This is a genomic window from Chitinophaga niastensis (assembly GCF_003014755.1).
GTDB classification, from domain to species: Bacteria; Bacteroidota; Bacteroidia; order Chitinophagales; family Chitinophagaceae; genus Chitinophaga; species Chitinophaga niastensis.
The window spans coordinates 1,172,232-1,197,040 of sequence record NZ_PYAW01000002.1 but is presented as its reverse complement, the minus strand read 5'-3'; the positions used below and the strand labels follow the sequence as shown (position 1 = coordinate 1,197,040).

General features: G+C 40.9%; 25 protein-coding genes. 5 read left to right on the top strand and 20 right to left on the bottom strand.

All coding sequences use genetic code 11. The features are described from left to right. Window position 1 precedes the first annotated feature (1 nt). Together CLV51_RS13480 and CLV51_RS13475 are read left to right on the top strand one after the other, a co-directional pair. Entirely contained in the window at window positions 2–2,179 is a 2,178-nt protein-coding gene (locus tag CLV51_RS13480) for a M56 family metallopeptidase (protein ID WP_106528546.1), read from the top strand. Between the two features lie 112 nt (window positions 2,180–2,291). Further along, window positions 2,292–3,425, top strand: coding sequence for a C1 family peptidase (locus CLV51_RS13475; protein WP_106528545.1), 1,134 nt, complete (start codon window positions 2,292–2,294; stop codon window positions 3,423–3,425). Window positions 3,426–3,661: 236 nt separating this feature from the next. On the opposite strand, the gene CLV51_RS13470 is transcribed toward CLV51_RS13475, so the two are convergent. The 15 genes from CLV51_RS13470 to CLV51_RS13400 all read right to left on the bottom strand — a co-directional run bounded on the left by CLV51_RS13470 (window position 3,662) and on the right by CLV51_RS13400 (window position 17,851). Continuing rightward, the gene (locus CLV51_RS13470; RefSeq protein ID WP_106528544.1) at window positions 3,662–3,949 is read right to left on the bottom strand and encodes an acylphosphatase; all 288 of its coding nucleotides are present in this window, start codon (window positions 3,947–3,949) and stop codon (window positions 3,662–3,664) included. A gap of 679 nt (window positions 3,950–4,628) precedes the next feature. Next, window positions 4,629–5,225: a 2'-5' RNA ligase family protein gene (locus tag CLV51_RS13465; protein WP_106528543.1), complete on the bottom strand. Its 597-nt coding sequence runs from the start codon at window positions 5,223–5,225 to the stop codon at window positions 4,629–4,631. A 131-nt stretch (window positions 5,226–5,356) separates the two neighbouring features. Then, entirely contained in the window at window positions 5,357–6,118 is a 762-nt protein-coding gene (tpiA, locus tag CLV51_RS13460; protein WP_106528542.1) for a triose-phosphate isomerase, read from the bottom strand. A gap of 13 nt (window positions 6,119–6,131) precedes the next feature. Next, window positions 6,132–7,319: a putative sugar nucleotidyl transferase gene (locus CLV51_RS13455; protein WP_106528541.1), complete on the bottom strand. Its 1,188-nt coding sequence runs from the start codon at window positions 7,317–7,319 to the stop codon at window positions 6,132–6,134. A 68-nt stretch (window positions 7,320–7,387) separates the two neighbouring features. Beyond that, the gene (locus tag CLV51_RS13450) at window positions 7,388–7,639 is read right to left on the bottom strand and encodes a type B 50S ribosomal protein L31 (RefSeq protein ID WP_106528540.1); all 252 of its coding nucleotides are present in this window, start codon (window positions 7,637–7,639) and stop codon (window positions 7,388–7,390) included. 75 nt (window positions 7,640–7,714) lie between these two features. Then, window positions 7,715–8,206 carry a YajQ family cyclic di-GMP-binding protein gene (locus CLV51_RS13445; protein ID WP_106528539.1) on the bottom strand — a complete coding sequence of 164 codons (492 nt, stop codon included), beginning with the start codon at window positions 8,204–8,206 and terminating at the stop codon, window positions 7,715–7,717. Between the two features lie 91 nt (window positions 8,207–8,297). Beyond that, entirely contained in the window at window positions 8,298–9,032 is a 735-nt protein-coding gene (locus tag CLV51_RS13440) for a head GIN domain-containing protein (protein ID WP_106528538.1), read from the bottom strand. Window positions 9,033–9,086: 54 nt separating this feature from the next. Next, window positions 9,087–10,172: a DUF4097 family beta strand repeat-containing protein gene (locus CLV51_RS13435; protein WP_106528537.1), complete on the bottom strand. Its 1,086-nt coding sequence runs from the start codon at window positions 10,170–10,172 to the stop codon at window positions 9,087–9,089. Beyond that, entirely contained in the window at window positions 10,156–10,713 is a 558-nt protein-coding gene (locus tag CLV51_RS13430; RefSeq protein ID WP_106528536.1) for a hypothetical protein, read from the bottom strand. Before CLV51_RS13430 ends, CLV51_RS13435 begins: the two co-directional genes overlap by 17 nt. Beyond that, on the bottom strand, window positions 10,713–11,279 hold the full coding sequence (locus CLV51_RS13425; protein WP_106528535.1) for an RNA polymerase sigma factor: 567 nt from the start codon (window positions 11,277–11,279) through the stop codon (window positions 10,713–10,715). Before CLV51_RS13425 ends, CLV51_RS13430 begins: the two co-directional genes overlap by 1 nt. Window positions 11,280–11,630: 351 nt before the next feature. After that, the gene (locus CLV51_RS13420) at window positions 11,631–14,108 is read right to left on the bottom strand and encodes a TonB-dependent receptor domain-containing protein (RefSeq protein WP_106528534.1); all 2,478 of its coding nucleotides are present in this window, start codon (window positions 14,106–14,108) and stop codon (window positions 11,631–11,633) included. A 338-nt stretch (window positions 14,109–14,446) separates the two neighbouring features. Beyond that, window positions 14,447–15,373: a DUF2167 domain-containing protein gene (locus CLV51_RS13415; protein ID WP_106528533.1), complete on the bottom strand. Its 927-nt coding sequence runs from the start codon at window positions 15,371–15,373 to the stop codon at window positions 14,447–14,449. A gap of 197 nt (window positions 15,374–15,570) precedes the next feature. Beyond that, window positions 15,571–15,999 carry a hemerythrin domain-containing protein gene (locus CLV51_RS13410; RefSeq protein ID WP_106528532.1) on the bottom strand — a complete coding sequence of 143 codons (429 nt, stop codon included), beginning with the start codon at window positions 15,997–15,999 and terminating at the stop codon, window positions 15,571–15,573. 9 nt (window positions 16,000–16,008) lie between these two features. After that, complete coding sequence (locus CLV51_RS13405; protein WP_106528531.1) at window positions 16,009–17,310, bottom strand: prolipoprotein diacylglyceryl transferase; 1,302 nt, start codon at window positions 17,308–17,310, stop codon at window positions 16,009–16,011. A gap of 127 nt (window positions 17,311–17,437) precedes the next feature. Then, complete coding sequence (locus CLV51_RS13400; protein WP_106528530.1) at window positions 17,438–17,851, bottom strand: BrxA/BrxB family bacilliredoxin; 414 nt, start codon at window positions 17,849–17,851, stop codon at window positions 17,438–17,440. Between the two features lie 237 nt (window positions 17,852–18,088). Here CLV51_RS13400 and CLV51_RS13395 point away from each other — a divergent pair, with 237 nt between their 5' ends. Both CLV51_RS13395 and CLV51_RS13390 read left to right on the top strand, forming a co-directional pair. Continuing rightward, window positions 18,089–18,538: an Hsp20/alpha crystallin family protein gene (locus CLV51_RS13395; RefSeq protein WP_106528529.1), complete on the top strand. Its 450-nt coding sequence runs from the start codon at window positions 18,089–18,091 to the stop codon at window positions 18,536–18,538. A gap of 160 nt (window positions 18,539–18,698) precedes the next feature. Further along, complete coding sequence (locus CLV51_RS13390) at window positions 18,699–19,532, top strand: hypothetical protein (RefSeq protein WP_106528528.1); 834 nt, start codon at window positions 18,699–18,701, stop codon at window positions 19,530–19,532. 378 nt (window positions 19,533–19,910) lie between these two features. Here the strand turns inward: CLV51_RS13390 and CLV51_RS13385 are convergent, their stop codons facing one another. Both CLV51_RS13385 and CLV51_RS13380 read right to left on the bottom strand, forming a co-directional pair. Next, a complete protein-coding gene (locus tag CLV51_RS13385; protein ID WP_106528527.1) occupies window positions 19,911–21,311 on the bottom strand; it encodes a type III PLP-dependent enzyme domain-containing protein in 1,401 nt (466 codons plus the stop codon). Between the two features lie 246 nt (window positions 21,312–21,557). After that, the gene (locus tag CLV51_RS13380) at window positions 21,558–22,199 is read right to left on the bottom strand and encodes a WbqC family protein (protein ID WP_106528526.1); all 642 of its coding nucleotides are present in this window, start codon (window positions 22,197–22,199) and stop codon (window positions 21,558–21,560) included. Window positions 22,200–22,636: 437 nt separating this feature from the next. Between CLV51_RS13380 and CLV51_RS13375 the strand changes: the two genes are divergently transcribed. Further along, window positions 22,637–23,071, top strand: coding sequence for an LEA/WHy family protein (locus CLV51_RS13375; RefSeq protein ID WP_158267009.1), 435 nt, complete (start codon window positions 22,637–22,639; stop codon window positions 23,069–23,071). Here CLV51_RS13375 and CLV51_RS13370 read toward each other — a convergent pair. Genes CLV51_RS13370 through pyrE form a run of 3 tightly spaced genes read right to left on the bottom strand, consistent with a single transcriptional unit; the run spans window position 23,057 to window position 24,764 of the window. Further along, complete coding sequence (locus CLV51_RS13370; protein WP_106528524.1) at window positions 23,057–23,665, bottom strand: hypothetical protein; 609 nt, start codon at window positions 23,663–23,665, stop codon at window positions 23,057–23,059. The genes CLV51_RS13375 and CLV51_RS13370 overlap by 15 nt on opposite strands. 29 nt (window positions 23,666–23,694) lie before the next feature. Beyond that, the gene (locus tag CLV51_RS13365; RefSeq protein WP_106528523.1) at window positions 23,695–24,075 is read right to left on the bottom strand and encodes a heavy-metal-associated domain-containing protein; all 381 of its coding nucleotides are present in this window, start codon (window positions 24,073–24,075) and stop codon (window positions 23,695–23,697) included. Window positions 24,076–24,128: 53 nt separating this feature from the next. Beyond that, window positions 24,129–24,764, bottom strand: a complete 636-nt coding sequence (gene pyrE / locus CLV51_RS13360; RefSeq protein ID WP_106528823.1) for an orotate phosphoribosyltransferase — start codon at window positions 24,762–24,764, stop codon at window positions 24,129–24,131. Window positions 24,765–24,809: the final 45 nt, after the last annotated feature.

The following is a 24,809-nucleotide window of genomic DNA, read 5'->3' as shown; positions in this document are numbered from 1 at the left end:
CATGAACTTATTACCTATTACCGGCGATCTCGTACGCGCCTTCGGATGGACTATCCTACATTCCATGTGGCAGGCATTCTTCGTATATGCATGCCTGCAGGTAGTGTTAAAACTATGGCCCCTGGCGAGTGCGCGTATAAAGTATAATTTGTCGTTGTTATCTCTTTCCGGCATTTTCACCTGGTTCCTGATTACCCTGTATATGCATGTACAGCGATTACAGGAAGCAAGGACATTTGCTATTCAACTCAGCGGCGACCATCAACTGCCTGGTACAGCAACAACATTCCCAGCAGTATATGCAAGCCAGGACCCGCTGATGTGGCTGTTTCCCAACCTGGAAGTTTGTTTTCCCATACTGGTAACACTTTATGTAGCCGGTATGATAGTGATGACAATTAAACTACTATCAGATCTTTTTCAACTCCAAAAAATCCGCACTACAAAGGTACAACCCATGGGAGCCGCATGGGATAAGCACCTGGACAAACTGGCCGCACAGCTGCAGATTCCCCGCAAGGTAAAACTGCTGATATCCAGACACGTACAGGTTCCTGTGATGATGGGCTTTTTAAAACCACTGATCCTCCTGCCTGTGGCCATGGTGAATAATCTCACAGAGGAGCAGCTGGAAGCCATTTTATTACATGAACTGGCGCATATCAAACGCAATGATTATCTGTTGAATATCTTCCAATCAATAGTTGAAACCATTCTTTTCTTTAATCCCTTTATATGGCTGATTTCTAAAACAATACGCCTTGAAAGGGAACACTGTTGCGACGACCTGGTTATTACCAGCACCGTACAACCACTGCATTATGCCCGGGCGCTGGTTGCGCTGGAAGAATACCGGTTAACTGCCAACCCGCTCACCATGGCTGTTGCAGATAATAGACAACATCTGTTTCACCGCATTAAACGCATCATGGAAATGAAAACTAAACATCTTAATTATAGCCAGAAATTTTTAGCAGTATTAATCATTGCTACCGGCCTGGTATCCATTGCATGGCTCAATCCTGCAAAAGGGAAAGATCATGAAACTGCACAGGTGAAGGAAAAACAAGTTACCAAACAAGTGGCCCCGCAAACATCAGTAGTAGTGGCGGTGAATACGACACAACAAGTAACCGCTACACCTGCAATCAACAGCTACAAATATTGCCTGGCAGCTGCTGTACGGGACACCCTTGATCCAACGGAACCGGTTATACCACCTACATTACCTGTAGCACCCACACCACTTGCACCGCTTACACCAGTTGAACCACTCACCCGAATTGAACCATCCCCGGACGTAGAAGTAGTGGACAATTCTCAGGAAGTAGTGATAGATAGTAGTGCACCACGTTCAAAGCAAATCAGGTCTACTATCAATGTAAGGGTGGCAAAAGATCCTAAGACAGGTAAACAACAAACAATCAGCAGTCAAACTACCTACAATGATGATTCCTGGGTAAATAAAGAAGAAATAAAAAAACAAATCTGCGAAGCACAAAGAAATGTACAGCAGGCTATGAAGCAACTGCATGAAGTAGATATGAAAAGAGTGCAGGCAGAAGTAAAAGCAGCCACAGAAAAAATTGACTGGAAGGCATTTTCGGTAGATGTACAAAAAGCACAACAGGAAGCTACAGCAGCATTAAAGAGTATTGATTGGGATAAGATCAACTCGGAAGTGAAAAATGCCTATAAAAGCGTAGACTGGAATGATATGAGTGAAAAAATGCATCGGGACCTGACAGCAGGTAAGCTGATGGCAGAAAAGGCAAGAAAAGAAGCAGAGATTAACATGGAGCTTGCCCGCAAACGCAGAGCGGAAGGCTTATTAGCAGCAAAACAAGGAAGAGAAGATGCATGGAATGCAAGAGAAGCGGAAGGAAGAGCGAAAGAAGCAACAGGAAGAGCACGGGCAGCAGCAGGAAGAGCAAAAGTTGCAGCAGAAAAAGCACATGCGAGCAGCCAGCAATATCGTGAAATGATCAATAAAATGGCTGCAGACAACCTGCTGGATACCAAAACAAATTATACCATAGAAAAAAACAGTACAGGTCTGTATATCAATGGCGTTAAACAACCAGCGAATGTAGCAGACAAATACAATAGCTATCTCACACAAAAAAATATCACTATAAAAGGTTCTCCTGATAACTTAAATATCAACGCAGAAAATTAATTATAGCTGCCTTACTGCAGCATAAATTCAGGCCACTACCGTTCTTCCGGTAGTGGTTTTTTATTTTAATGGTTCCCTTATCTTTATGCTTACAATCTAAATACGATAGTTTATGAGAATATTTTTTATTGCCCTGGCAATATTCGCCGTAGCAACGTTAAATGCACAGGACAAGAGTATGGTTATCACCAACCTGGTAAAAGGAAAAAGCAACCCTGCCTCTTCTGTAAAAAATCAGGGCGCATCAGGCACCTGTTGGTCATTCTCCACCACTTCACTGGTAGAATCTGAATGCCTGCGAAAAAAACTGCCGGCAATTGATCTTTCGGAAATGTTTACTGCCCGTAATATTTACATAGAGAAAGCCAAAAACTACGTACGCCGCCAGGGTAGCGCACGTTTTGATGAAGGCGGACTTGGACACGATGTGATCAATGCCATCGCACTTTATGGCATTGTACCCAATAGTGTTTACAGTGGCTTAAAAGACAATGCTACTATGCACAATCATGCTGAAATGGTAGGCACTCTGAAAAAATACCTCGATAGCATCATTAAAATAAAGGCACCTATCCCGGATAACTGGGCTGCACAGTTCACAGCTATCATGGACGAATACATGGGCAAACCACCAGCTTCATTTGAGTATAACGGTAAAACCTATACGCCGCAAAGCTTTGCTAAAGACGTGGTAAAGTTCAATGCCAATGATTATGTATTTCTTACTTCCTTTACGCATCACCCGTTTTACCAAAACTTTATCGTAGAAGTGCCTGACAATTTCTCCAACGGTGCCTACTACAACGTACCGCTGAAAGAGCTTATAGGCATTACGGAAACGGCCCTGGAAAAGGGTTACACAGTTGCATGGGATGCTGATGTTACTAACCGCGGATTTGCTTTCGGTAGCGGATTCGCATTATTACCATTCAAAGATCAATCCTTAAAAAAGGATAGTATTGATCCGGAAATGGCGGAACCAACTTACTCACAGGAGTCACGTCAACAGCTATACGAAGAACTGGTTACGCAGGATGATCACCTGATGCATATTACTGGTATTGAGAAAACCCCTAAAGGCAAAACTTTCTTCCTGGTAAAAAATTCATGGGGTGAAAAAGCAGGTCCTTTTGGCGGGTACGTGAATGTGTCAGAGGCATATTTTGCTATTAATACGGTAACTATTGTTGTACCTAAAGCTGCGCTGGACAAATCTTTCAAAGACAAATTAGCGCTAGCCAAATAAAAAGGAAAGGCAACGCAACAGTAGCAAATAATTTGTTGCGCCCGTAAGTCACTATTTGATATACGGAACAACCTGCAGCGAAAGCGAGATTAAAAATAACAAAAGCGCAAAGAAATTTTTACGGTTGTATTCAGTTGCATTGCTCCGTTAAATTTCTTTGCGCTTATTGTTAGGTCACAGATAACGCTGTACGCGACTAATTGGCATAGGGGAACACCTTGTTATCGGACCAGGGTTTATGAATGAAGGATAGCAAATCCCTTGATGTGTTGTACGCTATTAGTGCTGATCTCCAGCTCTTTTACGATTGACCCGGCAGGCCCTGTTCTGCACCAGGCCAAAAAATTTTCCATCACTGGTAATTCTGCTTCTGCTACTATCCACACGTTACCATCAGGCAGGTTCTTAACTTGCCCCTGCACTCCCATTAAATCAGCCACATGTTTAGCATTAGCTCTGAAACCCACTCCCTGCACACGGCCTTTCACAATAATCTCTTTGTGCACAATTGACTTGGTTACCATAAGTACGAATGATTAACTCAATAACTATCTTAAACAGCCCCTATCGTGATTGCATCTCACAGTAGATTGATATGGCTTACCTCAAATATGATCTCAATTTCGATAAAAACAATGGAACAAACAGCTTAACTCATCTAAATAAATTATCCAATAAAGGGAACTTCAAAACAACAGACTAACATCTAATTAACTTATGATAACAAAACTGCATAATACCCGTAACCAGTGATTAAAACAACTGATTGTCATCTCCCTGATTTATGGAAACAAAACTGGCTGGGGCCCAATACCTGTCATCAAAACAACTAACTATCATCTCCCTTATTTATAGAAACAATATTGGCCAATATCAACTACCAATGATCAAAACAACGGGTCATTAATTAACAACAATTAACACTACAATTAAAATTGTCTGAACCAGGATTTACCGGATTTAATTGATCCGCAGCATTTTATGAAAATGTGGTCTAACGAATCTAATAACACGCTGCGCTTTAACCGCACTCAAATGAGCACAAGTATGCAACGGCAACGGATGTGAAAGGATGGCTAACTTGAGGGAACAAACATTGATGAAAACTGAAGTAGGGGCTACAAATTATTATACTCGTTCATTCCTCATCAATCCTGCGAATCTACCATCCGGTAATTCCTGGCTCAGACAATTACTTACTACTTATGCAGCATAGTTAAATAATGATCCTACCATATGTTCAATATCTCCAAATACAAAATCTTTAACGCGCTCATATTTACCACCGGCAGCAGGCCTCTTCAATAAACTAAAACAATGGCAATTAAAGCTGCGTACAAATAACTGCTGCACCAATAACGGTAACACTTTATTGACTTCCCCATCTGCCAGGCCTCTTGCCAGCAAAATATGAGGTTTAAACGTCTGCGGTTTTAATTCAAAAGCCTGCATAACGCTGCGATGCAAATCTATCAACGGTTTGGGGTTAGCCACATTGATAAAAACACTGTTGTTTCCATCTGCATGTTTGAATGCATCTATCTTGGAGGTATAGATCGCAAAACCTGCCTGTTTCCGGGCTACCTCTTCGAGCATAGCTACAAAGTCGTCCTGGAAACGCTCCGGAAAGGCTGAGCGGAACAATGCCACATGTACCGGCGCTGCCGAAATACCAGCATCGTTCAACTCTGTTGCAACAAACTGACGGATACGGGTCACATCTTTTGTTACCAGCACATCCGGGTTCACCACCAACAAATAATCAAATAACTCTTCCGAAATTTCATAATTCGTATTCATAACCTGATATTTTAATTCTCCCTGTTAGAATGACAATACGAATATACAAACATTATTTGAAATTACTAATTTTTTTAGCATTTTTTACTAAAAAAATACGCAGTCTTGCTAACTGCGTATTTCTAAAGCATTTATGAAAGTTTCTGAATAATAGCAACAAAGTCGGCAGCTACCAGCGATGCACCGCCAATCAGGCCTCCATCAACATCAGCGCAGCCAAACAACTCCCCTGCATTACCCGGCTTAGCACTACCGCCATATAAAATAGATGTATGTAATGCGGCCTCACGGCCAAATTTATTAGCAATCTGCGATCTGATGAAAGCATGCATGTCCTGCGCCTGTGCAGAGCTGGCAGTAAGACCTGTACCTATTGCCCAGATAGGCTCATACGCAATCACTACATTTTTCAGTTGCTCCACAGTCAGATGATACAAACTTTCTTCCAGTTGTTTAGCTACATAATCATTCTGCGTTTCTGCCTGTCTGATGGCCAGTGGCTCACCGCAACAAAAGATTGGCTTCAGACCATTTGCCAGAACTTGGTCAATTTTCTTAGCCAGCATAGCATTGCTTTCCTGGAAGTACTCTCTTCTTTCAGAGTGACCCAAAATAACATAATCCACTCCTATTGATTGCAGCATTTCTGCAGATACTTCGCCGGTATAAGCTCCTGACTTTTCACTGTAGCAATTTTGAGCAGCTACATAAAAACCAGGATAATTTTTTAACAGCGACTTCGCTTTCAACAAATAAGGAAAAGGCGTAGCAACTACTACTTCCTGTCCTTCTTCCAATTTCAGCCCTGCCTGTAAAATGTCGTTGATCAGCTGTTCGCCCTGTGCCAGCGTAAGATTCATTTTCCAGTTACCTGCAACAATTTTTTTTCTCATAAATACTGTGATATTAAGTTTTAAGGTCTTTAAAATTTACCAGTTCATACACTGCTTCCAGGATATTCCGGTCCGCCTCTTGCAGTTCCCGGCCTTTTAAGGCCATCCAGCTACCGGCATCCCGGAGGGCCTCCGGCAAACGATAGGTCCTTTCAGTGTCCTCGCCACCCCAACTGAACGAAGGGTTGAATTTAGCCGGAAAATGCCCGCCAAATACATTGCAGGATACGCCTATCACCGTCCCGGTATTCAACATCGTATTAATACCACACCGGCTGTGATCTCCCATCAGCACACCACATTTCAATCCCGCCGGAACTGCTTCTCCTTTGGCTTCTACCCATACCTTCACCTGGGAAACATTATTCTTCAGGTTAGAGCAGGAAGTATTGGCGCCCAGGTTACACCATTCCCCTACCACTGCATCTCCCAGGTAACCGTCGTGTCCTTTATTAGAATAACCAAACAAAACGCTGTTTTTGATCTCTCCGCCACCAGTGCAAAAAGGCCCCAGTGTAGTGGCACCATATATTTTAGTGCCCATTTTCAAAACCGCTCCTTCCCCCATGGCAAATGCCCCCCTTATCAGGCAGCCTTCCATGATTTGCGCATTCTTTCCTATGTAAATGGGTCCCGTAGTTGCGTTCAATATGCTACATTCCACTGTAGCGCCGGGCTCCAGGAAAATATCCGTAGCATTGATCAATTGATTGGTGGATGATATGGGGGCAGATGTTTTCCCTTCAGTGAGCAGGGTAAAATCTGCCCTTATTGCTTTGTCGTTGAGCGCAAAGATATCCCATGGCATAAATATTCCTACTACTTCCCCCGGATAATTTTTTCGATCGGCCGGCGCCAACAGATGTACCTCCTGTCCCACAAAGGTTTTTGCTAACAAATGGTTGTCTTTATACAGTTCCTCATCCGGCTGAAGGGCAGCTATGGCCGCTATCAGTCCTGCATCAGGCAAGATATGCCCGTTCAACAGGATATTGATAGTATTACCATCTGCGCGGTGCAAGGGGAATTTATCCTGCAGGTGCGGTACAGTGAAATGACTAACTCCCGTACCCAGCCAGTGTTCCCATTTCTCCTGTATGGTAAGTATTCCTACTCTGCAGGCGGCAATGGGTCTTGTGTGTGTAAAGGGATATAACAAATCACGTACGGGCGAGTCAAAAAGAATGTAATTACGCTCCATAGGGGTTAAAAATAAAAAATCCCATCGAAAGCCGATGGGATTCTTTAAAAAAATATTTTACTAAAAAACTATGCTTTTTTAGCGTAGCGTTTGTTGAATTTATCAATACGTCCTGCAGTATCCACCAATACGTTCTTACCAGTGTAAAAAGGATGAGAAGTATTGGAAATTTCCAACTTGATCAACGGATACTCATTACCGTCTTCCCACTTTGCAGTTTCTTTGGTAGGAGCTGTAGAGCGGCTTAAAAAGCTGTCTCCGTTTGACATATCTTTAAATATCACAAATCTGTAACTTTCTGGATGGATTCCCTGTTTCATATCAAAAATTATTGTAAATACAGGGTGCAAAGTTAACTAATTTTCTTTAACACCCAAAGATTATTCGTAAAAAAATCAGGATTTCATATTTATATACTGCAAAGGTATACCCAGACTGGCTTCCCTGCAAGCTTGTATAACTTCCTGTAAGTCATCAATCTTTTTGGCAGTTACCCGTACAATATCGTCCATAATGGCCGCCTGTACCTTTAATCCGGAATCCTTAATCAGCTTCACCACTTTCTTGGCATCTTCCTGCCTGATCCCGTTACGGATAGGAATTTCTTTCTTAAACACCTTACCACTCTGATAAGGCTCCTTACTCTGGTCGTAAATAGCCGCATCCAGTCCCTGACGCATGGTACGACTCACCAATACATCCAATACCTGACCCAGCTTCATATCACTATCTACTTCTATATTCAACACCAGTTCTTTCTTATTCAGCTCAATCTCCACATGTGAACCCTTGAAATCAAACCTGTTGGTGATTTCTTTCTTCACCGTGTTGATGGCATTATCCAGTGTCTGTAAATCTACTTTGCTAACAATATCAAAGGACGGCATAACTATAAGATTTAATATACGAGCGACAAATATAAAAAAGAAAAAGCAGGTAGAGAACTACCTGCCGCACATATATCTAAATCTAAATTAATTATATCTTACTGATCTTACCCATACCGGATATAGCCTGTGTAATGCTGGGCTCGCCTGTATACTTCACTTTCCCCATACCAGAAACGCTGATATCCAGTTTTTTCTGCGCATTTACATTTGCTTTACCTGTACCGGAAATACCAATACGTACATTGTCTGTTTGCAAATCCAGGGCTGCAATATCAGCTGAACCTGAAATACGGTAATCAGCCTCACTGCTATTGCCTTTCAATTTTACATTGCTGGCACCGGAAATACTAACCTCCAGTTCATGGGTATTGATATTCAGATCTGCATCTGCTGCACCACTGAATTCTAATTTGATAAGATCACTCTTTAACAGGCCGTTACTGCTAAAACCACCAGCTCCACTGGCCGACAGCCTTTCCACTTTCTGCAACGTTATATACACGGTGATCTCTTTAGTAGGCTGGATGTTATACCCTTTCTTAGAGTGAATGTCCAGTTTACCACCGGAAATATCTGTAATTATATAAGGCAGTAAATTATCTTCTGCTTCTATTTTAATACTATGTGTATTGCCTTGCAGGATGATCACCTTATATACACCTGAAGTGCTGATATCCTTAAAGGGAGTAGCATTTCTGGCTTCCTGTTTAACATTCCCGTTACCTCTTATCTTCTCGTTACTGGATTGGGCGAAGGACATAAATACACCTGACGCCAGTAATAATGGTAATGCAATAAGAACATAAATTGCAAATCGTTTCATAGTGTAACTTTTAAATAATTAAATTTATAAAAGAGGTTTTAGAATGGCCATATTTTAAAAAGCTTCCAGCTTCACATCAGTATTAGTGCCCCGGATCTTTATCTGTGCTGCCGGCTCACTACCACTTCCCGCCTGCGCTGAATAAATCAGCGTTGAACCTTTTTTGTTGGAACTCACATTTTTAAGCTCCAAGCCGCCAGTACCCAGATCGCCGTACACCAAATTCACATCGAGCGACAAAGGTTGTTTGCGTGGGAATGCTATTTTTACATCGGCATAGGTCACCTGTAGATCGGCACCCTTGAAACCCATACTGGTCTTCTTTATCACAACATCTCCATAAGTCATTCTCAGATCTATCCGGTGTTGCAGTTCATTCAGCCGCACATCAGAATAAGTACATCTGCCACTCACCTGCTCCACCTGTTCTATTTTATAATCATCATAATTAGCAGAGATCGATAAAGTACCCAGTTTGGTAATCGTGTATTCGCTGTAGTTAGAACTGGCTTCCAGTGATCCCAGCTGCTCACCGCGCATGGTAGAGTAATTTCCTTTTACATTTACCTTACCGGCTTTTCCTATTTTACCTTTATCACAATAGTTAATTTTTAAAGACAGATCTTCAGCTTCCCGGATGTCGTAGGTGCAGTAATTAAGCGCCAGATCGGCTGGAAAAGTAAACTTGTCAGCAATCACATCTCCAAACTGATTATCTATTATCAAACGCTGCAAACTTTGTGGTATATATACTTCGTAATCAATATTTACATAGTCCTTTGAATCTATTTTGCCTCCCCATGAAAACCAGCCGGAGCTTTGCTTTGAAGGGTTGTATACGGTGCGTAAAGCAACAGCAGTAGGGCTGTTTTTATCCGTTGCAACGTCAACGATATCAGCTATCGATTGTGCTTCTGATTCTTTTTTTCCAAAGCCGGTAACGGTAATGGTAGCTTTGATCTCATTTTTATTCCAGGCATGAAGGATAATTTTACCGTATTTGTTGGAAATACTTAATACAGCATTATTACTTACCGCAAATTCTTTGTTGATTATTTTTTTGTAGGTCGTTCCATTATTATAGGCCTGTGACACCAATGGTAACAACAGCAATAACAAGCATTTAAATTTCAGCTTCATATCGTTTTTTTGTTTGGCCGGGAGTTACGTGCTTCTCGTGCAACTCTTCTAATATTTTATCGAGCAGATCAATTTTTAACTGATAATAGCGAACCATAGCGGCGCGTATCCTTTCATTACCTGGATTGTTTTTTAATTCTCTCTCCAGTGCTTTATAGGTGTCGTTACGCACCTCCAACTCTTTACGGGCGGCACTATCAAGACCAAGTTCTTCAGCGGGATAAGCATTGATCAGTTCCAGCTTTTCGTTTATGCGTGAAGTATAGTAGCCTTTTGCTTCCTGCATATCCGGAGACAGTGCAGCCACTTCCTGCTGGTGCTGTTCTTTGTTTTTGGTGAGATAGAATAATGCAGCAGCGTTTACCAACAATACTGCTATTACAGCCGCTTTAAACCAGTTCTTCGCCATCAGACGCACTACTTTGCCTTTACCGCTTTCCTGTAATTCTCTCTCCAGTGCGTCCCAAACTCTTGGTGAAGGCCCTGGCACATCAAAATCATCACGATGCTGTTGGATAAAACTTTCAAAATTGTCCGGCATTAACGAATTACATTTTGTTGTTTTACAATTTGTCTTACTTTTTCCTTTGCACGCATATACTGCGTTTTGGCGGTAGATTCAGTGATACCCAGCATATCAGCTATTTCACGATGTGAATAAGCTTCAAAAAGATAGAGATTCAGCACGGTGCGATACCCTTGTGGTAAGCCATGGATGGCTGTTTTAACAGCAGCTACCGTCATGGTAAATTGTGCTTCATCAACTCCCTCTTCTGCTACGACCTCTACTTCGTCTACTTCTTCAAAATACACTTTCTTTTTACGCAGTGTATTTAAACAATGATTCACCACTATCCGCTTAATCCAGGCACTCACGCTGCTGTCACGTTCCAGCTTATGAATGTTTTTGTGTACCTGCATAAAAGCTTCCTGCAAAGTGTCTTCTGCATCACTTACATTATTGGTCATACGCAAACAAATATTGTACATAGCAGCTGAATACGCATCGTATAGTTCGCGGAATGCGCGAACATCCCCCTTCTTGCAACGGTCTACTACATTCTCTGCTATTTGCGTCTGATTCAAGTTATTGGCTGATGCTTTCATTATAAAGACAGTAATTGTAAAAAAAGTTGCACGTTCGTTGTTAGGTTTTCCTGTTTAATATTCTCTCTGCCTGGCTGAAAATCGGCAATAATTGTCTTAAAGATTGATTATTATATATTTATAGAGATGGATGAAAAAAAATATCTTCTCGAAATTTTTATCAAAAATAATTCAAACCAACACCTGCCAGGATCAAATTCTACCAAACAGGCATTTTTTGTGACGAAATACATACATCCTTATTTAAAGCGTTTTTTAAGTGTCGATTAAGGGAAAACGCAGCCCAATGAGAGGCCGCGTTTTTCCCATCCTTATATACCTAAAAAACCATCTTTAGGGTAAGGATATATATTAATTACCCCCCTGTTTTACACGATTTTGTTCCGCTTCCAGTCCTGTCTGACGGTTACGTGCGGCCTTCACATTGTTGTTACCAAAGCGGTAAGTGAAAGTCATACGTACCTGCTGCGCATCCCACATGCTGGTTACAGCTGTATTTCTGCCGCCGTTATCAAAGGAACCACGGAAATGGTTGGTCTTCAAAACATCTGTCACATTCAGTTTCACGGTGCCTTTACCTTTCATTACCTTTTGTTGTAAACCCAGATCCAGGCTACCCATAGACTTCATTCTGAAAAACTCCTGACCTGCTATCTGTGGAGAAACATAGAAGATGGTTGCTTCAGCAGACAGATTTTTAGTCAGGGTAAATGTTTGCTGTGTGCGGCCAAAGAAACCGGTAGCAGCGAGATCCACTGTGCTGTTATTCACAATAGTCTGATACATCGCATAAGAAACGGAGATAGTGGTAAAACTTGTCCACCATTTAGTGATCGGCATCGGTACGGACACATTCAGGTTGAAGTTGTCAGCCTTGGCCACGTTCATAAATTTATACTTGAGCACAGTAGTATCACCGGTAGATTTGTCAACATCAGCTTCCAGTATCCTTGCCATCATATCTTTGGTATGAGAGTAACCGATAGAAGTAATGAGGAACTGTTTGAAGGTGTGTGTAATTTCAAAGTTATTGGAATACTGTGGTTTCAGATTTGGGTTACCGGCTGCCTTGGTATATCTGTCCAGGTAAAATTCAAACGGATTCAGATCCTCATAGCTCGGGCGCTGAATACGGCGACTATAGCTCAATCCCAGGGTATTGTTCTTATTCAGTTCATAAGTCAATGCTGCGCTTGGAAACAGATTAAAATAAGTAGAATCATTCTTTATCACGGTGTTATTCTGTCCTTTTACAGATTCAGAATTAGAAGAAATATGTGTTTGTTCTCCACGTAAACCTACCTGCACATTGAGTTTTTTGTATTGCTTATTAAAGTTGAGATAAGCGGCATTGATATTTTCCTTGTATATAAAATGGTTGGAACGATTTTCATCCAGTATCCAGTTACCACCTTTGAGAGAATCAAAACGGGCATTGTTATCTGTTGTTACAAAGCTCACTTTAACACCTGCTTCCAGTTTCGCCTGGTTTTTCAGCGGATGTGTATAATCAATTTTCGCTGTTTTAATCTCAATGTTGGAAGGCTGGTTATTACGGGAAGTATCGCTACCCATTATGTTTTTACCAATACCATCGCGGGTAAGTGCATATATCTGTGAGAGTTGTTTGTTAGTATTCTTCGCATAATCCAGGTCAATGTTCAGTTCTTTTCCGGTTGAATCCAGTATACCACGGTAGTTAACATTATAAGCACCTCTTTTCCAGGTACCGTTATCAGTAGTATTAGTGTGTAAGATAGAATCTATCACTTGTCCGTTACCTATACGGGTAGTAGCAAAGCTGGGATCGTTGTGATCATTTGCTGTCAGATCTACCATCACACCAATAGTGTGGCCTTTACTGATAAAATAATCAGCACCTATTTTACCTGCCTGATAGGTGGAAGTCCGTTTTGCAATGTTCGTCTGGTCAAATACCTTAAATTGATTATTGTCGGTTAATGTACGGTAAATGCCCAGATCATTTTCCTGTTCGCGGTAGCTATAGTTGTAAGAACCATACACATTAAATTTAGCGTTACGGTGATTCAGGTTTAAACCGCCGTTCCAGCGGGGCCACATACCGTAAGAGCCGCCCAGGGTAACATTTCCGTTGGTACCGTAGCTGGTATTCTTCTTTAATTTCAGGTTAATGATTCCGGAGTTGCCGGCCGCATCGTACTTGGCGGAAGGATTGGCAATCAGTTCAATCTGATCAAGATTGGACGCTGGCATACTTTTCAGCAGCTCGGCAACATCCTGGGAACTCATGTTGGTTTGTTTACCATCAATCATAATTACTACACCACTTTTACCTTTCATGGAGATGTTACCATCTTTATCTACAGTAATGGTAGGTGATTTTTCCAATGCTTCCATGGCAGTTCCACCGGCAGCAGTAATGCTGCTTTCCACATTTACAATCATTTTGTCTGCTTTCTGTTCTATAAAGGGCTTGCGGGCGGTTACATCAATACCTTTCAGACTTTTGGAAGCAGTTTCCAGTGAAACGGCTGGTACGCGAACGGTGGTAGTACCAACTTCAAAAGCGTTACTATATACTTTGGTCATACCAACTGAAACGGCAGCAACCAGGTATTTCCCCTGTTTCACCTGTTCAAATTCGTATTTACCACTGATATCTGCGATTGCACCTTTTACTAAGGAAGAGTCTTTTGCTTTTAATAAAGTAACGGTAGCAAATTCTACCGGCTTGTTGCCTGCCTGGTTAATTTGTCCTGCCACACTTGGACCATTTTGTGCCTGTGAGGTTAAAGTAGCGCCTAACACACTCATTGTCAATGTTAAGGCTTTAAAAATTGCTTTCATATAAAGGGCGATTTAGAATATTATTTGTTTGGTTTTTTAGGTAAAATTTTTTAGATCTTTAGCTCCTATACTACAGTAGTTAGACTACTACAGTAGATTAACTACTACGATGTAAAAGTAGGTATTATGCATTACACAGTACATAGCATTACACAAACGGTCATTAGAAAGGGACGAATGGTAAATAATGTATTGAATGATTAGAAGACGAATGGGAAAGGATAAAGTTGCACGGGGAAAACGGGTTACTTAAATAGCGGTTTTAATGCCGGATAGCCGGTATTATAACAGGATAAACAAACAGTTTTTATATTATATATTATAGGAAGATGCCTGCCTTAGTTTAAACTTTCATCTATATGGATCATTTTGCGATAGGTAGGTTTGCGGCGGTGGTAATATTGCATAGCATATACAAATAACACCATACAGCAGGAAACGATCAGCAACAACCAGGTGTTACGCAGCCACAGGAGCAGGTTAACAGGCGACAAAATACGACTTACCGTGGAAGCTTCCGGCACCCACATGGTGGCTCCATCGGTGCGGGGATTAAAATCCGTATAGTTATTACCGTTAGTAAAGCGGGCCACGCCTGTAATTGACTTCAACTGCTTTTGAATCAGGTTTAACTGGGAAGGATTACCAACAGCAGTAAAACACAGGGCACCTCTCCGGCCCAGCAGCCGCACTTCATAATTTAATATAGACTGATGGCTATACCTGAAATGCAGTATCCTGGCCCAATGCAGGGCATGTGTTTTTTTATCGTAATAAGGTGGGAAAGCCCAGTCCATACTGGTTATAATACCAAATCCTTTGCCCTGGCGCAATACATTCTCTTTTCTGAGATCTTCTTTCATCTCCTCCAGCAGTGTCGTATAATTTATTAACCGTGCATTTCCCTCATCCAGATAACCGGATGGTTCATAAGACACGAGAAATCCCCATACGTCTTTGTCGAGCGGCCCTACCCGGGCCGGCAATAACAAACCCAGTGAATTCGGATTTTCCGGATTCCCCCACACATGCTCTACCAGCACCCGGCTTTGGGTGGCATCTAAAAAGCGATAGCCATCCGGCACCTGCAAGGTGGCTACATTACCAAGCTGCTGCTCTCCTACCTTATAGGTAAAGGAGGAAGTAAGCATATCTATTGAATCAAGCTTGTCATATTTACCGAGACTGTCTTCCCTGTTGGAGGCAAAGGTATTGAGGGGACCTAACGAGCAAATAATTAATAAGCTGAAATAAAAAGTACGCATAACTCTAATTAAATAGTCATAGGTTTATTTATCAGCTCAACAACAATGGATAAACGCCAGTAACAGACGACAATAAAAAAATGGCTACAACAAATTTACAGTCATATAGTGCGATGACCCTTCCGGCAAAATACTTATTTTATTTATGCTGTCCAATAACATGTTAATGCGATAATACTAAAGCACCCGTAAACATATTAATTCTCCAACTGTAAATCAGCCAGTAATAAAGGCAGCTCCTGCTGGAGCAACTCAAAAAATTCACGCTCCTCTTTCCGGATGTGTGCCTCCAGGCTGGTAGCCAGTACATCCATAGATGCGTCCAGGTCAGTACTCACGGTGAGGGCGCTATACATACGCGAAATGAGGCGGTGTTCTTCCTGTAACTCCAGCATCATGGCATCTATAACAGCATTTTTGCCGGCACATTTTTCAAAAAGGTATTCTTCTTTCTGAATATGAGGCACCATTAATTCCTGAAATACCTTCACTATATATTCAAATTTGGCTTGTGTTTCCAATGGAAACCCTTCGTATGGCGCTGCATCTTTTTTCAGGTAGCGACATACAAATAAAAGACGCTTGTGCTCATGCGACAAGGATACTAAAGACGTGTGGCGTTGCATATAATACTATCAGGAAAGCGTGTTTGCGGCTGAATTTTTCTTACGGTAATAACCTATTAACACTATACCGCCAATGACCAGCAGGGTAGAAATGATTTCTGCCTGTGTTGGATGAAAACCGAAAATATCATACCGGGTGTCCACTCTTATTTTCTCTATAAAAAATCTTTCAACACCATTTAATATCAGATAGATACCAAATATTACGCCTGGTATCTTCACTTTTTTACGGATAGCCCAAAGCAATCCGAATAAAACCAGGCATACAATAATTTCATATAACGGTGTTGGATATACGGCAGTAGGTAACACTTTGCAATATTGTCCTTCACAACCGGCCAGCTGAATGCCTTCTTTAATTACGTTGTGCGGATACCCGTAGGCAAAGAACCAGTCGGGCAGAAAGCCCAGCGCAGCTGGTTTTTCAAAGGCTGCATGCGGAATTTTATCAACACTGCTGTATTGCTGCAGGAAAAAGCTGCTGTTCTTTTGTACCACGTCATTAAATGCTGCAGGTGCCATTTTCACTGAATGTCCGGTATTACTGTCAATGCCATAAGCACTGTTATAAATACCCCAGTCGCCATCGCCGGAGAAATGGCAGCCCATTCTTCCAATAGCATAAGCCAGCATTAATGCAGGTGCCGCACTATCAATGAGTGCACGGATATTAAATCCTTTTTTACGGGCGTAACTAATTATAACAATAGCAGCCACAATGAGGCCACCATAGAAGGTGAGGCCACTAAACGACAGCAAGGCGCTGATAGGATCCTGTACAAAGTCGTTCCAGTTTTCGAGATTATGAAAAATTTTGGCGCCCAGTAAACCTGCGATAGCCGCCATTACAATAATATCCGGTACACGGTGGTGAGGCATTACCATCACCATCTTCTCTTCAGGCTTAGGCAGTGCATCCTTTTTCTTAGTAGCATATTTGTACCAGGCCATTAAAGCACCTAATGCAATACCAGTGATCCAGCTTCCCTGGTTGGAAAAAATATATCCCTGAAAATCCTGTGAAGCCTTATCCCATTGAAAAGCAATGCCTAATACTTTAAACCCAAGGAGGAAACCGACAGTAGCATTGCCTATTATTTCAGCTGGTGAGGCAGGCAGCCCTGCAATTACTTTTTCCGGAATGCCTTTTAACAATCCCTGCGCTTCATAGCGCTTTAATTCACGCGTCAATATATAAGCTCCTGCTAAAAAAGCAATAGCTACAAAAAAGCCAAACGTTTGGAAAATCTTCAGAAACGGAATCTCTAAACCAAGCAGATCTCTGAATGCGTAATATAAATTAGGATACATAGCCGTAAAAAAATTGGTGATCTGAATCTTCCTATGAACAAAGCCGAATTTAATCAAAAGGAAAATCAAACCACCAAAGTACGATGCAATTTCGAATTTCTAAATTGGAAATTCGGAATGTGAATATTTAGCAATATTGTTCGAAAGCATCTGCGAGGTTCGCAGCAATCATTTGTGCTGAACGACCTTCAATCATATGACGTTCGATCAGGTGTACTAATTCACCATTCTTAAATAAAGCGATAGATGGGGAAGAAGGAGGATAAGGTAACAGGTGTGTACGTATTTGTTTAACAGCATCACCATCAAAACCGGCGAAGCTGGTTGTCAGCCTGTCTGGTTTCTTTTCGCTGTGAGCTACCGCCATCAGTACACCCGGGCGGGCAGTACCGGCAGAACAACCACATACAGAGTTGATAACTACCAGGGTAGTACCATCTTTCTTCAGGGTGCTTTCAACATTGTCTACAGTGAGCAATTCTTCAAAGCCGTTATCTGTCAATTCAGCCTTCATAGGCATTACTAGTTCCGCTGGATACATATAATTATAATTTTTTCAGTTTAGATTTTTCACAAAGTTATATATATGGGAGCAGAAAGAAAAAAAATGGATAAGAAAATAGACTTTTTGACACAATAACTACAATACAAATGACACAATGTCATAATCTGTAACTTTTTTACTAACAAAATAGCAGTTTTAGTGGCATGGTATCCCATTTGATCTGTACCCGGTATCAAACAAAAATTGATTTCACTAAAAAACTTATAGAAAACTATGACACACATTAAATTTAACCACAGCCCGCTCTCCAAATCATTTGGTATTGTTGAAGACATCCTCAATGGTGGATTAAACAAATATGTTAAAGACGATTTTCTGACCAACGATTATTTTACCACACATCCGCCGGTAAATATCGTTGAAACGAAAGATGCTTTCCTCCTGGATGTAGTAGCACCGGGTTTCTCAAAAGAAGATTTTAAAATCAGCGCCGACGAAAAGGCGATCACAATCAGCGCGGAAAAGAAAACAGAAACAAAGGTAGAAGGCGATAAACAGGTACGCCGTGAGTTTAACTTTAAATCTTTCAAGCGCTCCTTCACTATCAGCGAAGTGGTAGACGCCGGTAAGATCAATGCAAAATATGAAAATGGCATCCTGAAAGTAATCCTGGCTAAAAAGGAAAACAAACAGGAAGCGCCAAAAGAAATAGTAGTGGAATAAGGGAAATGTCAGCTTTCAAATAATAAAGTTGATCATAACGTGGGATTTAATGAAGAGGTGCCTTTACCGGCACCTCTTTTTTTATGTGTATAATTCACACGAACGTTGAATCTGCTTTTGTGTATTAATGCAATAATTTGCCCTTTCTAAGCACGAAGCAATGGTAAAATTCTTCCGGCAAGCCTGGTTATTTATAAAAAACATATATCTCAGCACAGAAAATGCTGTGATAGGAAAAGTTATACTCCATACAAATGACACCTACGAACAGGCGAAAATCAAATTGATATTTGATTATATCTTCTTCTATGTTGGATTGTTAATGAGTTTTCTGTTTCTGAATATGATAAGTCAGAATGAGGTGAATATAATCCTCATTCCCCTGATGATGATCATCCTGGTAGTTTGTCTTTTATTACTGAAAAAAGGAGTTTCCGCAGGATTCGTAGGTATGCTCACTTCTTTTTGCACTTTGACAATTCCTATTTTATCTTCCTTTTTCAATAACCAGGACCTAACGCCCAAATACGTGCTGATATGGGTTATGAGCATTTTATTATGTTACATAACGGTGAATTTGCTGACCGCCCTTACCTGGTGCATAGTCCTTTGCGGATACCTTATTGCAGTGGCGTCTATCAAAATAAATAATATACCCATTTTCATAAGTCCGGGTCATTCTCCCACTTTTGAGTACCTCGCTAATCCGGTTGTGGTAGGTTTATATCTACTCTTTCTGATCAGGGCATTAGGTCAGTATTACCGCAATATCATATCTATGGAACAACGGCGTACTGCCGAAAAACAAAAGCAACATTTATCCCTCATCAATCAGAATCTGACGAAACAATTTCTGCTGGTAAAAGGATTTTCCCGTTCCGGAAAATCGGCTTTTGTGAAGGGTGAACTGGAGCTGATAGAAGCCTGTTTTACCGAAATTGAGAAACAATGCGGGTCCGCTATCGACTATTTGAACGATTCGCAGGAAGAATAGACCTACACATCTGTGTGATATATAGGGATTATTTGCGTGATAACTTTTATATCATACCTGATAAGTAAATATTACCATTTGCACTATTTTCGGACATCTTGATAATAAATTATTGCCCCAACGGGTATCCTGATTAAAATAAGGGTTAAAAAAAATTACAACTTTTTGGTCTTATTCGGGAAGATATGTAGCCATATATTTGCGTCATCAAAATTCATCTCCTATTTTCCTTATGCTGATGACTCTTTTTATAACCTATGCCATGATAGGCTTTCAGTAAAATGAAAGCCTTTTTTTTATCAGACTGAAAGAAAAAATGAAAAAAATAAGCCCCCCGAATAATCGGGGGGCTTTCAGTAGGATTACTAACCCATTTTTTTAATAACCCAAAATCTTTAACATGCTTTGAGCGGTTTGCTCTTTGGCATACTGCCAATCTTTCAATTGACCGTTTTTGTCGTATCCCACAATCACATGCTTGGGCGAAGGTATCAGACAGTGTTTGATACCACCATAACCACTCAGCTGATCCTGGTAAGCGCCCGTATGGAAAAACCCGATATATAATGGTTCTCCGGATGCTTGCTGCTTAGGCAGGAATACGGCATTTATATGCTCTTCAGATGTATAGAAATCATATCCGTCACAGGTGAGTCCACCCAGGTGTACTTCCTGGTATTCCTGGTCCCATTTGTTAATGGGCAACATCAGGAACTTCTCTCCAATACCCCATGTATCAGGTAAAGTAGTAATGAAAGAGCTATCAATCATATACCATGATTCCCTGTCATTCTGCATCTTCTCACCTATCACGCTGTAAATTACTGCGCCGCTTTCTCCTACTGTGAAAGAACCGAACTCTGTGTAGATATTAGGTACAGGTACCTTATTTTTCTTACACATGCTCTTTATATTGGCAACAATTTCGTTTACGATGTAATTATAGTCGTAATCGAATCCTAAAGAGTGTTTGATAGGAAACCCACCACCCACATTGATACTATCCAGTTCAGGACAGATCTTCTTCAGCTGGCAATACAGGTTAATTACACGGTTAAACTGGCTCCAGTAATAAATATCATCTTTGATACCCTTGTTCATAAAGAAGTGAAGCATTTTCAGCTCAAACTTCTCATTGCCTTTTATTTTATCCACGTAATATTCAAGAATATCACGGGGAGGTATACCAAGACGGGAAGTATAAAAATCAAAGCTAGGCTCCTCCTCTGCAGCTACACGTAGCCCCAGTTTCACTTTATCTTTTATTCTTATATTTCTCTTGTAATCTTCCAGTTCTTCTTTGTTATCCAACACCGGAATAACATTCTTAAAACCACTGTTAACCAAACGCGCTATAGCCCGGGTATAAGCTTTGGTTTTAAAACCATTGCAGATAACGTAGGTTTCTTTATTGATCTTCTTCCGCTCATACAGTTTATTGACGATGTCAATATCATACGCGAAGGAAGTTTCTATATGCACCCCATGCTTCAACGTTTCTTCCATAATAAAGGAGAAATGCGAGCTTTTGGTACAATAGCAATAAAAATACTCTCCGTCGTACCTGTTCTTCTTAATGGCGTCATGGAACATCTTCTTCGCCTTATTGATCTGCATCCCGATTTTGGGGAGATAGGTCAACTTAAACGGTGTTCCGTACTTGTCAATCAATGCCTTAATATCCAAACCATTAAATTCCAGGTAGTTGTCTTTAACTTCAAAGCCCTCCTGGGGAAATTCAAAGGTCTGTTTAACCAGGTCTGTGTAGGTGTTGTTCATTTAGTACTGCAAATGAATTTTAGGAATTAGTAATAGAAAAAAAATTATAGGATAACAATCCTTTTTTCCCTCACTGGGAAACTCCTGGTTTACACACCTACGTCAGTTCGAACCCCAGCAAAATAGGTTGCAAATCTAAATATTTTGTTGATTGCCACCTTAATTTTTTTCGCGAGGTGTTGATTAAAAAAGTACAATTACCCGGGCAAATATACAAACTATTACAAACCAATAAGTTAAATAATATTATTTCGTGTTTGCCCCACCTCTTTTTAGTATCTCCATGGCCTGTTTGCCTTCGCAGAAAAGCAGATCCAATATACTGAGGTCGGGAATGAAACCTGTACGGTCCTGAAACACCTGGGTATATTCCGGTTCACCGGGAGATACAGCCCCCGGTAAGATAGTTTCGCGGGCATCTGTAACACCGGTCACATCCTTTTGATAACTATCCGTAAAAGTGACAGGCATTATAAGGCCAAGCTTGCTATTCGCCCATTCAAAACATGCGAGGTTCCAATCCAGCAAAAAGTCGAATGGTTTTTCAAACAACACTTCGAGGTCTGCTTCATAATATTCAAACCAGGGGGAACGGCGATAAGCAGACACAAGCGTTTTCCAATGCAGGGCTTGCCATTTTTCTTCATTACTGATTCTGACATCCTTCATTACTGTGCGCTGATTTTTTCCGCGGGCCAATGGCACACTTAAAATCATACGGCCATTTGGTCCGGCCACATAGCAACGATTCCTGTAACTGAGCTTTTGGTAGTGCTCATATTTTTCTATCTGTAATATATCGTGCTTAATTAAAGTTTTATATGCATTAATTGGTGGAAAATATTGAGATTCAATTAATAGCACTTCACTTTTTGCATTCTCTGTCATAATGTCAACTTTTTTGAGTTCCTGGTATGAAATCCGTTAATTTCACCTGACAATCACTTAGACCTAATTACTTAATAATTAACTTTAAGTGAATGGTTTACAATTCATAGCATTATAAATAATATGCTAAACAAATTAGCAAAGCAATACCTATCGCAAGTGGTCATGGAAATGCAAAAATACTAAAGAAATTAGTCGCTTTTTTGTTCATTTTTAGCGAGCACAGGAGGGATCACGAAAATAACAGATTTTTATAAAGGATATATTTTTTTATATGTGTTTTATATGTTATTAAAAAGAAGACTCCCCTCCTCTTTTTACCCGATCCCGTTAAATGTTTCCCAATTCAAATCCTGCTTTTTGATAACTAAAAGCTTTGCAGTAGGTTTGACATAAATTAAATACCTGTTCAGCCGATGAAAGCAATCCGATTATTTATGGCAATTTTTCTCATATGGGGACTTGCGAGCTCATGCGAAAAAACAAAAGATATTCAGTTTGTGAGGGTAGCCGGAATCACTATGGATGAGCTAGGTATGTCCAAAAGTATTGTACGGATGACCCTGGCATATTATAACCCTAACAATTACAAATTGCAATTAAAAGATGCCGACTTCGATCTGTTTATTGATGACAGACCCGTAGGACATTCTTTACAGGACAGCATGATTTATATTCCCGCAAAAGACACTTTCTATTTTCCGGTGAAGCTGGAGATAAATATGGCCAATGTATTCCAAAATGCATTTACTGCATTTTCCAATAAAGAGGTGACCATAAAAGCAACGGGGAAATGTAAAGTAGGCAAGGGTGGTATCTACCTGCCATTTCCAATCAAATGCGAAACCAAACAAGCCTTAAATTTTTTCTGATAACCGGCAACCAATTAAGGTCATTATTTCCAGTAACTGCTTACTTTCTGCCACGGTTCTGATGGGCGACAGCTCCAATCCGCTGCGCAGCTGATTAATATCTTCCAGCAAATTTCCTTTCAATAATTTGTGCTGTTGCGCAACATGATAACTAAGCGCTGTTTTGAGCGTTGCCGCCTTTACACGGAAAGTATGCGGACTGTACCTCGCAGGATGCAGATGAATATATTGCGGCTTGTTTGCAGCCAGGCGTAATACCCAACGGGAACTATCGGACAATACCATCTCTGCATATCCCCCTTCTATATTCAGCAATTGCTCATAAGCTCCACGTGTATGAATACCAGCCTCATACAGTTGGTCCATAATTTCCCGGAAAATACCTGTAATATCCAGTTTACCTGCATACATATCCATTTGTGATCCGCCAATAGTGAGTAATTCAAAATGGAGTGCTTCCGGATTAAGTTGATGAAGATTATACTGAAGCGTAGTGAAGTGATGCTTCAGCGAATTAAACAGGATGGGATATGTGGTTGCTGTATTGATGATAATAAAAGGATTATTTGACAAGATACAGCCATAAACCGCCATACTGGTGGATTATGGCTGTATCTTCAATATTAATGTTTCTTTTTATCTTTTTCCATGCCACCGCCATCTTCAGGCTTTTTGCAGCAGGTCGGCAATTTTGCGTAAGACTCAGGATTGGCAGCTACATTATCTGCATCATATCCTGCATTGGCAATACCCGTTTTAATATTCTCAATGTTGGTACGATCAGTCCAATACTTAACGGTAGTGATATGCTTTTTGAAGTCAACTTTTACCGATTGTACACCTTCCTCCTGCTTCATGTACCGTTCAATACGGTTCTTGCAGGACTCACACTGTACGGTAGGCGTGCTGATATTTGCTGTTAAAATAGTCTTCTCTTTCTGTTGAGCCATAGCCATGCCTACACTGGCTACCAGGAACAACATTACTAATTTTAGGATACGCATAGTTTAGATATTATATGCCCGAATATACAAAAAAAGTGATATGCAATTTTCACTTACTTGCCCCATTGATCAGGTGCACTTCTCCAGGCTTGCAAAGTGGCAATTTCATCGGCAGAAACAATACCCTTTTCTTCTGCCAGCGAAATCATAGCACCATAATTACTCAGCGAGTGAAATGGAACGCCTGCTGCTTCAAAAGCTTTCACGGCAATGTCAAAACCGTAATTGAAGATAGACACCATGCCTATTACTTCCCCACCGGCTGCACGAATAGCCTGTACTGCTTCCAAACTGCTCTTACCGGTTGAGATGAGGTCTTCTACCACTACTACCGGCTGACCGGGTTGCAATACACCTTCTATCTGGTTACCCATGCCGTGTTCTTTTGGCTTGGAACGCACATAAATAAAAGGCAGTTTCAGCTGATCTGCTACCAATGCGCCATGGGGAATACCCGCTGTGGCCACACCGGCAATAACTGCAGCATCCGGAAACGTTTCAAATACCATGTTGCACAACTCTGATTTAATATAGTCGCGCACGTAAGGATAAGATAAGATCTTCCTGTTGTCGCAATATATCGGCGATTTCCAGCCGGAAGCCCATGTAAAAGGCTGTGCAGGACTTAATTTAACGGCCTGCACCTGCAGCAATCTTTCTGCAACTTGTTTTTCGCTTACTGTACTCATACAACCGCCAAAATTACTATGATTTTCATTGATTAAAAGAATTTG

Coding starts and splice junctions, on each gene's coding strand:
- CLV51_RS13455 (WP_106528541.1), bottom strand. CDS start 7,319: ATGGAGCGTAATTACATTCTTTTTGACTCGCCCGTACGTGATTTGTTA.
- CLV51_RS13365 (WP_106528523.1), bottom strand. CDS start 24,075: ATGCGTATCCTAAAATTAGTAATGTTGTTCCTGGTAGCCAGTGTAGGC.
- CLV51_RS13400 (WP_106528530.1), bottom strand. CDS start 17,851: ATGTATCCAGCGGAACTAGTAATGCCTATGAAGGCTGAATTGACAGAT.
- CLV51_RS13445 (WP_106528539.1), bottom strand. CDS start 8,206: ATGCCGTCCTTTGATATTGTTAGCAAAGTAGATTTACAGACACTGGAT.
- CLV51_RS13410 (WP_106528532.1), bottom strand. CDS start 15,999: ATGCAACGCCACACGTCTTTAGTATCCTTGTCGCATGAGCACAAGCGT.
- CLV51_RS13390 (WP_106528528.1), top strand. CDS start 18,699: ATGGTAAAATTCTTCCGGCAAGCCTGGTTATTTATAAAAAACATATAT.
- CLV51_RS13430 (WP_106528536.1), bottom strand. CDS start 10,713: ATGCCGGACAATTTTGAAAGTTTTATCCAACAGCATCGTGATGATTTT.
- CLV51_RS13425 (WP_106528535.1), bottom strand. CDS start 11,279: ATGAAAGCATCAGCCAATAACTTGAATCAGACGCAAATAGCAGAGAAT.
- CLV51_RS13435 (WP_106528537.1), bottom strand. CDS start 10,172: ATGAAGCTGAAATTTAAATGCTTGTTATTGCTGTTGTTACCATTGGTG.
- CLV51_RS13415 (WP_106528533.1), bottom strand. CDS start 15,373: ATGCGTACTTTTTATTTCAGCTTATTAATTATTTGCTCGTTAGGTCCC.
- CLV51_RS13420 (WP_106528534.1), bottom strand. CDS start 14,108: ATGAAAGCAATTTTTAAAGCCTTAACATTGACAATGAGTGTGTTAGGC.
- CLV51_RS13385 (WP_106528527.1), bottom strand. CDS start 21,311: ATGAACAACACCTACACAGACCTGGTTAAACAGACCTTTGAATTTCCC.
- pyrE (WP_106528823.1), bottom strand. CDS start 24,764: ATGAGTACAGTAAGCGAAAAACAAGTTGCAGAAAGATTGCTGCAGGTG.
- CLV51_RS13480 (WP_106528546.1), top strand. CDS start 2: ATGAACTTATTACCTATTACCGGCGATCTCGTACGCGCCTTCGGATGG.
- CLV51_RS13375 (WP_158267009.1), top strand. CDS start 22,637: ATGGCAATTTTTCTCATATGGGGACTTGCGAGCTCATGCGAAAAAACA.
- CLV51_RS13370 (WP_106528524.1), bottom strand. CDS start 23,665: ATGGCGGTTTATGGCTGTATCTTGTCAAATAATCCTTTTATTATCATC.
- tpiA (WP_106528542.1), bottom strand. CDS start 6,118: ATGAGAAAAAAAATTGTTGCAGGTAACTGGAAAATGAATCTTACGCTG.
- CLV51_RS13440 (WP_106528538.1), bottom strand. CDS start 9,032: ATGAAACGATTTGCAATTTATGTTCTTATTGCATTACCATTATTACTG.
- CLV51_RS13405 (WP_106528531.1), bottom strand. CDS start 17,310: ATGTATCCTAATTTATATTACGCATTCAGAGATCTGCTTGGTTTAGAG.
- CLV51_RS13465 (WP_106528543.1), bottom strand. CDS start 5,225: ATGAATACGAATTATGAAATTTCGGAAGAGTTATTTGATTATTTGTTG.
- CLV51_RS13395 (WP_106528529.1), top strand. CDS start 18,089: ATGACACACATTAAATTTAACCACAGCCCGCTCTCCAAATCATTTGGT.
- CLV51_RS13470 (WP_106528544.1), bottom strand. CDS start 3,949: ATGGTAACCAAGTCAATTGTGCACAAAGAGATTATTGTGAAAGGCCGT.
- CLV51_RS13450 (WP_106528540.1), bottom strand. CDS start 7,639: ATGAAACAGGGAATCCATCCAGAAAGTTACAGATTTGTGATATTTAAA.
- CLV51_RS13475 (WP_106528545.1), top strand. CDS start 2,292: ATGAGAATATTTTTTATTGCCCTGGCAATATTCGCCGTAGCAACGTTA.
- CLV51_RS13380 (WP_106528526.1), bottom strand. CDS start 22,199: ATGACAGAGAATGCAAAAAGTGAAGTGCTATTAATTGAATCTCAATAT.